Origin of the sequence: Nocardia sp. NPDC004151 (assembly GCF_042874235.1) — a bacterium.
GTDB lineage: Bacteria > Actinomycetota > Actinomycetes > Mycobacteriales > Mycobacteriaceae > Nocardia.
Map to the genome: position 1 here is coordinate 258,782 of NZ_JBIAMR010000010.1, position 10,959 is coordinate 269,740.

Genomic DNA, 10,959 nt, shown 5'->3' on the forward strand with positions numbered 1-10,959 from the left:
CTCGAAAGGGACACCGTCATGACCCACAGCATCGAACGCAAAACCGCGATCGTCGTCGGCCACGGCATGGTCGGACACCGCTTCGTGGAGGCCCTGCGCTCCCGCGACGAAGCCGGGACCTGGCAGGTCATCGTGCTCAGCGAGGAGAAGCTGGCCGCCTACGACCGCGTCGGACTGTCCTCCTACGTCGGCATCTGGGAGACCTCCGCGCTGGCCCTGCCGGGCAACGGCTACGAGGGCGACGACCTGGTCGAGGTGCGGCTGGGCGTGCGCGCCGACAGCATCGACAAGGCCGCCCGCAAGGTGACCACCTCCACCGGTGACGTGATCGGTTACGACGCACTGGTTCTCGCGACCGGTTCCTACGCCTGGGTGCCGCCGGTGCCGGGCGCCGACGTCGAGGGCTGCTACGTCTACCGCACCCTCGAGGATCTCGACGGCATCCGGGCCACCGCCGAGGCGGCGGGTCCGGGCGCGGTCGGCGTGGTGGTCGGCGGTGGTCTGCTCGGCCTGGAGGCGGCCAACGCGCTGCGCCTGCTGGGCATGACCCCGCACGTGGTCGAGTACAACAACTGGCTGATGCCCGCCCAGGTCGACGAGGGCGGCGGCGCGATCCTGGAGAAGCTGGTCACCGAGCTCGGCCTGGCCGTGCACACCGGTGTCGGCACCGCCTCGATCGAATCCGACGACGCGGCCCCGCCGGCGGAGAAGCTGACCGTCACGCTGTCCGACGAGAGCGAATTGCGGGCCGCCCTGGTGGTTTTCGCCGCCGGTGTGCGTCCCCGCGACGAGATCGCGAAGGCCGCCGGCATCGAGGTCGGCCCGCGCGGCGGTGTCATCACCGACCTGGGCCTGCGCACCTCGGACCCGAGCATCTACGCCATCGGTGAGGTCGCCGCGGTCGAGGGCGTCTGCTACGGCCTGGTGGCCCCGGGGTACAGCACCGCCGAGGTGGTCGCGGACCGCCTGCTCGGCGGCGAGGGCGAGTTCCCGGGCGCCGACATGTCGACCAAGCTGAAGCTGCTCGGCGTGGACGTGGCCTCCTTCGGTGACGCGCACGCCAAGACCGAGGGCGCGCTGTCGGTGGTGCTGCACGACGCCGCCAAGGGCACCTACGCCAAGCTGGTCGTCTCCGACGACGCGCAGACGCTGCTCGGCGGCATCCTGGTGGGTGACGCCACCCAGTACTCGGCGCTGCGTCCGCTGGTCGGCCGCCCGCTGCCCGCCGATCCGGCCGCGCTGATCTCCCCGGCCGGTGCGGAACTGGGCGCGGACGCGCTGCCCGACGACGCGCAGATCTGCTCCTGCAACAATGTCTCGAAGGGTTCCATCTGCGGCGCGATCGCCGACGGCGCCTGCGACGTCCCGGCCATCAAGAGCTGCACCAATGCCGGAACCTCCTGCGGCGGTTGCGTTCCCATGCTCAAGAAGCTGCTGGAGCAGTCGGGCGTGGAGGTCTCCAAGTCGCTGTGCGAGCACTTCTCGCAGTCGCGCGCGGAGCTGTTCCACATCATCCAGTCGACCGGTGTCCGCACCTTCTCGGGCCTGATCGCCAAGTACGGCAAGGGCACCGGCTGCGACATCTGCAAGCCGACGGTGGCCTCCATCCTGGCTTCCACCTCGAGCGATCACATCCTCGACGGCGAGCAGGCCTCGCTGCAGGACACCAACGACCACTTCCTGGCCAACCTGCAGAAGAACGGCACCTACTCGGTCGTCCCGCGGATGCCCGGCGGTGAGGTGACCGCCGACCAGCTCATCACCATCGGTGAGATCGCCAAGGAATTCGACCTGTACGTGAAGGTCACCGGCGGTCAGCGCATCGACCTGTTCGGCGCCCGCGTCGAGCAGCTCCCGCTGATCTGGAAGCGCCTGGTGGACGTGGGCATGGAGTCCGGTCACGCCTACGGCAAGTCGCTGCGCACGGTGAAGTCCTGCGTCGGCTCGACCTGGTGCCGTTACGGCCAGCAGGACTCGGTCGGCATGGCGGTGCTGCTCGAAAAGCGTTACCGCGGTTTGCGTTCCCCGCACAAGTTGAAGCTGGCCGTGTCGGGTTGCGCCCGTGAGTGCGCGGAGGCCCGCGGCAAGGACGTCGGCGTCATCGCCACCGAGAACGGCTGGAACCTCTACGTCGGCGGCAATGGCGGTCTGACCCCGAAGCACGCCGTGCTGCTGGCCGGTGAGCTCGACGACGAGACGCTGATCAAGTACATCGACCGCTACCTGATGTTCTACATCCGCACCGCGGACCGCCTGCAGCGCACCGCACCGTGGCAGGAGGCCCTGGAGGGCGGCATCGACTACCTCAAGGCCGTCGTCTGCGAGGACAGCCTGGGCATCGCCGCCGACCTGGAGGCCGCCATGGCCAAGCACGTGGACGGTTACAAGGACGAGTGGGCCGCCGTGCTCGAGGACGAGGGCAAGTTGTCGCGCTTCGTGTCCTTCGTCAACGCCCCCGAGGAGTCGGACCCGACCATCGGCTTCGACGAGAGCGGCGAGCGCAAGGTGCCCGTCCTGCTCGGCATTCCGGAGCTTCCGGTCGGTGCGGCCCAGGCCACAGAACCCGCCACGCACGGGAAATGACTGCTTAACGACTTGGAAACAGGGCGCCGGTACCAATAGGTAAGGCGTTCGGAGGAGAGTTACCGATGACCGTGATCGACACACCCGGCACCGCAGTCACCACCACCTCGGGGTGGACCCAGGCCTGCCGACAGGACTATCTGATTCCCGGCCGCGGCGTGGCGGTGCTGTTGAAGGGCGGCCGCCAGGCGGCCCTGTTCCTCACCACCGACGGCACGCTGTTCGCGGTCGGCAATATCGACCCGTTCGGGCGCGCGGCGGTCATGTCGCGCGGCTTGGTCGGCGACCGCGGCGGTGTGCCCGTCGTGGCGTCTCCGCTGCTCAAGCAGGCGTTCTCGCTGATCGACGGGCGCTGCCTGGATGACGACGCCATCTCCCTGCCGGTCTACGCGGTGCGCGTGGAGGACGGCGTGGTCGCGGTGTCGAACGACCCCGTGCAATTCGTCGGCGGTACCGCATGACCGAGGTCGACGGCGGTACTCCGCTGGCCGGTTTCACGGTCGGCATCACGGCTGCCCGGCGTGCCGACGAACTCGGCACCCTGCTTGCCCGCCGGGGCGCGAATGTCGTTTCCGCCCCGGCCATCCGGATCATTCCGCTGGCCGACGACAACGAGCTGGAGCGGGTGACGCGACAGCTGGTCGCCGACCCGCCGCAGATCGCGGTCGCCACCACCGGCATCGGTTTCCGCGGCTGGATGGAGGCCGCGGAGGGCTGGGGCCTGGCCGAGGAGCTGCGCTCCACGCTGGCCTCGACCCGCATGCTGGCCCGCGGCCCCAAGGCCAAGGGCGCCATCCGCGCGGCCGAGCTGCGCGAAGAATGGTCTCCCGCTTCGGAATCCAGTGCCGAGGTGCTCGATCACCTGCTGGCGCAGGGCGTCGAGGGGGTGCGGATCGCGGTGCAGCTGCACGGCGCGACCACCGAATGGGAGCCCGTCCCCGACTTCTGCGAGGTGCTGCGCTGCGCCGGAGCCGACGTGGTTCCGGTGCCGGTGTACCGGTGGATCCCGCCGGACGACCGCACCCCGATGGATCGCCTGATCGAGGGGATCGTCACGGCCGGACTGGACTGTGTGACCTTCACCAGCGCCCCGGCCGTGGCCTCACTTCTCATGCGCGCCAAGGAAACCGGTCTGCTGGAGGCGGTACTGCACGCCTTCCGTACCCGGGTGCTGCCCGCCTGCGTCGGCCCGATCACGGCCGCGCCGCTGGAGGAGCTGGGCGTGCCCACCACGAGTCCCGGCCGAGCCCGCCTGGGTGCGCTGGCCCGGCACGTCGCCGAGGAACTGCCCCGGCGCGCCAACCGGATTCAGGCCGCCGGTCACGTCCTGAGCGTCCGCGGCGGCTGTGTCGTGGTCGACGGTCAGGTGCGGCAGCTGGCTCCCGCGCCGATGGCGCTCATGCGTTCGCTGGCCCGGCAGCCGGGCCGCGTGGTCTCCCGCGAGGATCTGCTCGCCGCCCTCCCGGGCGGCGGCGATGACACCCACGCCGTGGAGACCGCCATCGCCCGCCTGCGGGCGGGTCTGGGCACCCCCAAGGCCATCCAGACCGTCGTCAAGCGCGGCTACCGCCTCGCCCTGGACCCGGCCGAGTGCATCGACAACCCGCATGAGGCCGCGAATCCCGTTGCCCGCCAGCCGGGCCCGGCTCGCAGCAACGGTCTGGGCACCCGCCGCGAGGTCCCGCAGTCGCGGATCCCGGGCACCCGGCAGCCGATGGCCGACACCCCGCCCGCCGCGGCTCCCCGCCGTCCGGGCGCCCCGTCGGCGGTCAATGGCGCGGCGCATCCGGCCGCGGCTCCGTCGCCGGTGGCGCGATCCGTTGCCGCGCCGCTGCGATCGGTGCCCGCTCCGGCGGGCCCGGGCACCGGGGCGGCGCGACCGGGCGCGGCCCCGGTGCGATCGGCATCCCCGGCGAATGATGTTCGCCCCATTGGTCTTCCGGTGCAGCCCGGCGGCACGACACCCGTGACCCCGGTCGCGGGTCCGGCGGCCACGTCTGCCCGGTCGGCGGCCACCGCTCGCGCCGTGTCGGCGTCGCGCCCGTCGAATCCCAATGCCACACAGTCGAGTTCGGTGTCACGGCAGGCGTTCCCGCCCCGCTCGTACGGTTCTCCCGGCGCCCTGCCGGGTTCGGGGGCCGTCCGTCCGCCGCGGGGTGCGTGGTGAGCGCCCCCGCGCTGGTGCTGGTCGCCCACGGCACCCGTAGCGCGCGCGGCGTGGAGATGATCGCCGAGCTGGCCGAGGCGGTCGCGCGGGAGCTGGGCGCGTCGGCGCTCGCGCACGCGGCCCGGCTGTCCGGGACAGGTGCCGGTGCCGATTTCGGGGCCGCATCGGCATCGTTGCGTGAATTGGCGATCACGGCCGCGCCGCAGGTGCGGACCGCGTTCGTGGATGTGCTGGGCCCGTCCCCGGCCGAGGTGTTGCGGGATCTGGATCCGGTTCCCGCCGTGGTGGTTCCGGCCTTCCTGGCCTCGGGCTATCACGTGTATCAGGATGTGCCGCGAGAGGTGGCCGCGAGTGCGCACGACGCGGTCGCGGTCACCCAGGCCATGGGTCCGGACCCGGCGCTGGCCGAGGTCATGCACCTGCGGCTGCGGGCGGCGGGCTGGCGGCCGGGGGACGCGGTGGTCTTCGCCGCCGCGGGTTCCTCGGACGCCCGGGCGCGCCAGGATGTGCAGCGGGCCGCCAATCTGCTCTCCGAGCGGGTGGGCACGCCAGCCCACCTGGCCTACATCGCCACCGGCGAGCCCAAGGTCCCCGAGGTGGTGGCCCGGGTCCGGGCCGCGGGCGCGCGCCGGGTCTTCGTGGCCTCGTACCTGCTCGCGCACGGCCTGTTCCATCAGCGCCTGCACGAGGCGGGCGCGGACGGCGTCGCCGAGCCGATCGGCGTGCACCCGTCGGTGGTGCGCCTGCTCGCCGATCGCTATGACGCGGCCGTCGAATCCTTGACGTCCGACATCTCGGCGGCCGACGTCCGAGTTGCCTGATCGGTCCCTTCCGTCCTGTGTGGGGATTAGGGGTTCTGCCCTAATTCCCACGCCGAATTCCCGTACCGCTTGGTGATTTTCGGATTCGCGTGGCAACCTTTACCGCAATTCGGTAAAGACTCTGGAGGATTCCCACGTGAAGAAGCTTGTCGTCGCCGCAGTGATCGCGGGCGGTATCGCCGGCCCGGCCGCCACCGCCGCCGCCGATTTCCCCACGATCTACGACCCGTGGACGGCCTGCATCCAGTCGGGTCAGACGGTCGAGCAGTGCCAGGCGCTGGTCAACAGCACCCAGCCGACCGATCAGGGCGCGGGTCTGGGTTACAGCGGTTCCGCGTTCTCCCGCTGATCTCTAAAACAATTCAATTTCAGATTTCGGGCCGACGTCTTCGGACGCCGGCCCGACGTCTTTCCGCGCACTCGATATCCCGCTCACCGGAATTTGCCAGTTCGGTCCGCGCGCGTGGCGGTCAGGATGGCGGGATGTCGCTCGAACACCCCGCTCGCCGTGCCGGACTCGCCTCGCAGGCGGCGGTGCGCGCCAAGCGTAAGGACGAGTGGCTGGCATTGTTCGCTGACGACGCGCGCGTGGAGGATCCGGTCGGGATCTCGCCCTACGACCCGGTGGGGGAGGGGCACGCGGGGCACGCCGCCATCGCGGCGTTCTGGGATCTGGCGATCGAGCCCAGCCGGATCGAATTCACCTGGACGGATTCCTTCGCCTGCGGCGACGAGGCCGCCTTCACCGGAACCATTCGCAGCACGCGTCCCGAGGTGAGCGTCGAGGTGGATCTGGTGGCCGTCTACCGGGTGAACGCGGACGGGAAAATCATTGCGCTGCGCGCGTTCTGGGAACTGAGCCGCGCCCGCGTCACGCCGGCGTCGGATTAGTCCTTCGGCGTCTGCAGTGCCGGGAACCAGATGTCGGTGAGGACGGCCGCGGCCTCGTCGGCCGAGACGTCGATGGTGCCCTGCATGGCCCAGCGGGTGAAGAAGCGTTCCAGTTGGGCGACCAGGAGTTCGACGCGCAGGCGCGCCTCCTCCTGGCGGTCGGCGGGCCAGCGTGACAGGTAGGAGCTCATGACGCTGGGTAGCGACATGATGCCCTCCTTGGCCACTTCGCGGAATTCGGGTTCGAGCGTGGTGGCCTCGTCCCAGGCGGGGAGCAGGTCCTTGTATTCCTGGAACCAGTCGATGGCCCGGCGCATCCACGCCGCGAATTCCTCGCGCGAGCCGGTGTCGAGCACGTGGTCGAGATCCTCGTAGAAGTTCCGGACGCTGGGCAGCGTGCCCTGTTCGGCGATGGCCCGCAGCACGTCCGGCTTCCCGGTGAAGTGCAGGTAGAAGGTGGCGCGGCTGCAGCCGACGGCGGCGGCGATGTCGTCGACGCGGACCGGCGCGTAGCCCTGCTCGGTGAACAGCTGCTTGGCGGCGTCGATGAGCCGGCTGCGGGTGAGCCGTTTCTGTTCGTCGCGCAGCGAGGTGCGCCGCGGGGTTTCGGGGTGGTCTACATCGGATCGGGTCACGGTTGAATGATAGACGCAAGTTAACTCACTAGACACCGTGTCTAGCGAGTGTTAGCGTGTGTGGCACGTCACGTCCGGCAGGGCTCGTCAGACCCGTCGCCGAATCAGGAGAGTGAATTGGCTGCGAAATCCGCACAGAACCGCGAGCTACCCCGGGTCGCCATTATCGGCGCGGGCCCGTCGGGCATCACCGCCGCGAAGCGCATGGCCGAATACGGCATCCCCTTCGACTGCTACGAAGCCTCCGACGAGGTGGGCGGCAACTGGTACTACAAGAATCCGAACGGCATGTCGGCGTGCTACCAGAGCCTGCACATCGACACCTCCAAGTTCCGTCTGCAGTTCGAGGACTTCCCGGCGCCCGACGAGTGGCCGGACTTCCCGCACCACAGCCAGTTGCACCAGTACTTCAAGGATTACGTCGACCACTTCGGCCTGCGTGATCGAATCCGGTTCAACCACAAGGTGACCGCGGCCGAGCGCGGCGCCGACGGCCTGTGGACGGTCACCACCGATCAGGGCACCGTCGAGACCTACGACGCGCTGATCGTGGCCAACGGCCACCACTGGGATCCGCGCACCCCCGACTACCCGGGCGAGTTCGACGGCACCCTGCTCCACTCGCACGCCTACAACGACCCCTTCGACCCGATCGACATGCGCGGCAAGCGCATCGTCGTGGTCGGCATGGGCAATTCGGGCCTGGATGTGGCCTCGGAACTGTCGCAGAAGTTCATCGCCGAGAAGCTGTGGGTCTCGGCCCGGCGCGGCGTGTGGGTGCTGCCCAAGTATGTCGGCGGCAAGGTCGGCGACACCCAGGTGGTGCCGGCCTGGATGCCGCCGAAGGTGGCGCTCAAGCTCAAGCAGCGCTTCGTGGTCAAGAACCGCGGCCGCATGGAGGATTACGGCCTGCCCAAGCCGGATCACCTGCCCTTCGAGGCGCATCCGTCGGCCAGCGAGGAGTTCCTGCACAAGGTCGGTTGCGGCGATATCGATTTCAAGCCCGCCATCACCAAGCTGGACGGCAAGGTCGTGCACTTCGCGGACGGCTCCACCGAGGAGGTGGACGTGATCGTGTGCGCCACGGGCTATCACATCAGCTTCCCGTTCTTCACCGATCCGGTGCTCAAGCCCGACGAGAGCAACAAGCTGCCGCTGTGGCGTCAGATGCTCAAGCCGGATATCGACAATCTCTTCTATCTCGGTCTGGCACAGCCGATGCCGACGCTGGTGAACTTCGCCGAGCAGCAGTCCAAGCTGGTCGCGGCCTACCTGTCGGGCAACTACCGATTCCCGTCGCAGGCCGACATGAGCGCCGCGGTGACCAAGGCGGAGGCCGAGCGCGCCGAGCGCTACTACAACTCGCCGCGGCATACGATTCAGATCGACTTCGACATCTATGTGCGCGAGTTGAAGAAGGAACTCGCCGACGGTGCGCGCCGTGCCGCGGCGGTGGGCAATGCCCTGCCGGTTCGCAGCCGCGCGCTGGTCGAGGCGTAGGGAAGCGGTCGGAATGAGCAACGTCGCTGGATTCTGTGCCGACGAATTCGAATCTGTCCGTGCGGCTTTCACCGAACAGGTGGAGTCGGGCGCGGAGCTGGGCGCGTCGGTCTGCGTGACCGTGGACGGCGAGGCCGTGGTGGATCTCTGGGGCGGTTACGCCGATCCGGAGAAGACCGCGCGATGGGCCCCGGACACCCTGGTGAACACCTTCTCCATCACCAAGACCATGGTCGCGCTGAGCGTCCTGCTGCTGGTCGACCGCGGTGAGCTGGACGTGCACCAGAAGGTGGCCCACTACTGGCCGGAGTTCGCGGCCAATGGCAAGGCCGATATCGAGGTGCGGCACCTGCTCTCGCACACCTCGGGCGTCTCCAGCTGGGAGGCCCCGATCGTGCTGTCGGACATCTACGACACCGATGCCTCCACGGATCGCCTTGCGGCGCAGGAGCCTTGGTGGGAGCCGGGCACCGCGTCGGGCTATCACGCCATGAACTACGGCCACCTGCTCGGTGCGCTGGTCAAGCGGGTCACCGGGCGTCCGCTGGGCCGGTTCTTCGCCGAGGAGCTGGCGGGCCCGCTGGGCGCGGACTTCCACATCGGCACTGCCACAGCGGATCTGGGCCGGATCGCGACCCTGGTGCCGCCGGAGCTGCCGGACTTCGATCCGGCGCTGCTGCCGCAGGACAGCGTCATGTTCAAGACCCTGTTCCAGCCGCTGCTGGACTTCGCCGAGTGCGGCACCCCGGCGTGGCAGCAGGCGGAGCTGGGCGGCATGGGCGGGCATGGCAATGCTCGTTCCATCGCCCGGTTGCAGTCGCTGATCAGCAATGGCGGCGAGCTGTCCGGCCGGAAGTTCCTGTCGGACAAGACCATCGACCTGATCTTCGAGCAGCAGTCCGACGGCGTGGATTTGGCGATCATGGTGCCGCTGCGGTTCGGAATCGGTTATGGCCTGCCGCAGCCGCAGACCGCCCCGCACGTGCCGGACGGCCGGGTGTGCTGGTGGGCCGGGATCGGCGGCTCGATGGTGGTCAACGACCTGGACCACCGGGTCACCTTCGCCTACGCCATGAACCGGATGGAGGCGGGCCTGATCGGTTCGCCTCGTGCCGACGCCTATCTGAAAGCGACCTTCGATACAGTCCGGGGGTCGGCGTGATCGGTCTCACTCTGGTCACCCGCCACGGTTCGCGCACAAGGATTCGAGGACTTGATTCATGACCAACGCCGTTGACCTCCAGGCTCTCGCCGCCCAAGTCGCCGGAAAGCTGACCGCGCCGGGCGCCCCGTTCGAGATGACGGTCGAGCAGGTGCTGGGCGTTCCGCAGCCGGTGTTCAAGAACCGGCACGCGTCGCTGCTGGACCTGCTGGAAGCCTCCCGGGAACTGGGCGACCTCGACTATCTGGTGTCCGCGCGCACCCGCTACACCTTCGCCGAGCACTACGCCGCCGCGGGCGCGCTGGCCGCCGCGCTGGCCGAGCGCTACGGCGTCGGCAAGGGCGACCGGATCGGCATCCTGGCCGCCAACACCCCCGAATGGGTGCTGACCTTCTGGGCCGCGCAGCGCCTGGGCGCGATCCCGGTGGGCTACAACGCCTGGTGGGTGCCGCGCGAGATCGAGTACGGTCTCGAGCACTCCGCCCCGAAGGTGGTGATCGCCGACGCCAAGCGGGCCGCGCTGGCCGCCGAGACCGGCACCGACATTCCGGTGCTGACCATGGAGACCGACCTGCCCGCGCTGATCGCGGATTTCGCGGGCGGCAATCCGGCCGCCGAGGTGACCGAGGACGATCCGGCGATCATCCTGTACACCTCCGGCACCACCGGCCGCCCCAAGGGCGTGGTGCACACCCAGCGGAACATGGTGGCGGTCGCCGACTACCACCGCTTCATGGACGCGCTGGCCGCCGGCTTCCGCGGTCAGGCCTGGGACGGTTCCCCGGCCGGCCGCCGCTACCTGGCCACCATGCCGCTGTTCCACATCGCGAGCCTGCACAACCTGTCGATCCCGCGCCTCACCACCGGTGACGCCGTGGTCTTCCCGGCCTCGGGCGAGTTCGACGCGGAATCGCTGCTGCAGCTGGTCGAGACCGAGAAGGTCACCAACTGGGCGGCCGTGCCGACGCTGGCGAGCCGCATTCTGGCCGTGGACATCTCGAAGTACGACCTGTCCTCGCTGACCGCGTTCTCCCTGAACTCCGCGCCGTCCTCCCCGGCGCTGGTGCAGCGCCTGCGCGAGAAGTTCCCGGTGGCGCTGCAGGGTCTGACCACCAGCTACGGCTGCACCGAGTCCGGCACCGCCGCGACCGTGGCGACCCCGCCGGAACTGGCCGCCGACAACGAGACCGTGGGCCGCGC

At 69.5% G+C, this 10,959-nt stretch carries 9 protein-coding genes and 1 pseudogene; 9 read left to right on the forward strand and 1 reads right to left on the reverse strand.

Annotated features, from left to right (window positions below; translation table 11 throughout):
• Positions 1–18: 18 nt before the first annotated feature.
• From nirB to ACFYTS_RS23635, 6 genes and pseudogenes are all read left to right on the forward strand, one after another.
• On the forward strand, positions 19–2,583 hold the full coding sequence (gene nirB, locus ACFYTS_RS23610; RefSeq protein WP_387307170.1) for a nitrite reductase large subunit NirB: 2,565 nt from the start codon (positions 19–21) through the stop codon (positions 2,581–2,583).
• A gap of 65 nt (positions 2,584–2,648) precedes the next feature.
• Positions 2,649–3,044 carry a nitrite reductase small subunit NirD gene (nirD, locus tag ACFYTS_RS23615; protein ID WP_357283661.1) on the forward strand — a complete coding sequence of 132 codons (396 nt, stop codon included), beginning with the start codon at positions 2,649–2,651 and terminating at the stop codon, positions 3,042–3,044.
• A pseudogene (locus ACFYTS_RS23620) lies at positions 3,041–4,195 on the forward strand (uroporphyrinogen-III synthase); the annotation flags it as partial. The gene nirD and the pseudogene ACFYTS_RS23620, both read left to right, overlap by 4 nt.
• A 551-nt stretch (positions 4,196–4,746) precedes the next feature.
• Positions 4,747–5,571: a sirohydrochlorin chelatase gene (locus ACFYTS_RS23625; RefSeq protein ID WP_387307172.1), complete on the forward strand. Its 825-nt coding sequence runs from the start codon at positions 4,747–4,749 to the stop codon at positions 5,569–5,571.
• Positions 5,572–5,707: 136 nt separating this feature from the next.
• Positions 5,708–5,920: a hypothetical protein gene (locus tag ACFYTS_RS23630; protein ID WP_379094171.1), complete on the forward strand. Its 213-nt coding sequence runs from the start codon at positions 5,708–5,710 to the stop codon at positions 5,918–5,920.
• 134 nt (positions 5,921–6,054) lie between these two features.
• Positions 6,055–6,462, forward strand: coding sequence for a nuclear transport factor 2 family protein (locus ACFYTS_RS23635; RefSeq protein WP_387307175.1), 408 nt, complete (start codon positions 6,055–6,057; stop codon positions 6,460–6,462).
• Here ACFYTS_RS23635 and ACFYTS_RS23640 read toward each other — a convergent pair.
• Complete coding sequence (locus ACFYTS_RS23640) at positions 6,459–7,097, reverse strand: TetR/AcrR family transcriptional regulator (RefSeq protein ID WP_357283670.1); 639 nt, start codon at positions 7,095–7,097, stop codon at positions 6,459–6,461. The two genes, ACFYTS_RS23635 and ACFYTS_RS23640, sit on opposite strands and share 4 nt — an antisense overlap.
• Positions 7,098–7,214: 117 nt before the next feature.
• Here ACFYTS_RS23640 and ACFYTS_RS23645 point away from each other — a divergent pair, with 117 nt between their 5' ends.
• The 3 genes from ACFYTS_RS23645 to ACFYTS_RS23655 form a co-directional block, all read left to right on the forward strand.
• Positions 7,215–8,597: a flavin-containing monooxygenase gene (locus ACFYTS_RS23645; RefSeq protein ID WP_387307177.1), complete on the forward strand. Its 1,383-nt coding sequence runs from the start codon at positions 7,215–7,217 to the stop codon at positions 8,595–8,597.
• A gap of 13 nt (positions 8,598–8,610) precedes the next feature.
• On the forward strand, positions 8,611–9,759 hold the full coding sequence (locus ACFYTS_RS23650) for a serine hydrolase domain-containing protein (protein WP_387307179.1): 1,149 nt from the start codon (positions 8,611–8,613) through the stop codon (positions 9,757–9,759).
• 58 nt (positions 9,760–9,817) lie between these two features.
• A partial coding sequence (locus ACFYTS_RS23655) for an AMP-binding protein (RefSeq protein WP_387307181.1) occupies positions 9,818–10,959 on the forward strand: 1,142 nt, incomplete at its 3' end.